This is a genomic window from Neisseria sp. P0008.S010, from assembly GCF_051962715.1.
In the GTDB taxonomy this organism is placed as follows: Bacteria; Pseudomonadota; Gammaproteobacteria; order Burkholderiales; family Neisseriaceae; genus Neisseria; species Neisseria elongata.
Map to the genome: position 1 here is coordinate 1 of NZ_JBQCVA010000318.1, position 263 is coordinate 263.

General features: G+C 52.9%; 1 rRNA gene. It reads right to left on the reverse strand.

The features are described from left to right. A 16S ribosomal RNA gene (locus ACTHSL_RS13765) occupies positions 1-263 on the reverse strand; the annotation flags it as partial.

Consider the following 263-nt stretch of genomic DNA (forward strand, 5'->3'; position numbering starts at 1 on the left):
GTGTATAAGAGACAGGACTACCCGGGTATCTAATCCTGTTTGCTCCCCACGCTTTCGCGTCTCAGCGTCAGTTGGTGTCCAGGAAGCCGCCTTCGCCACTGGTGTTCCTCCTGATATCTACGAATTTCACCTCTACACCAGGAATTCCACTTCCCTCTCCACCACTCAAGACTGGTAGTTTCAGGTGCAGTTCCTGGGTTGAGCCCAGGGCTTTCACATCTGACACACCAATCCACCTACACGCGCTTTACGCCCAGTAATTC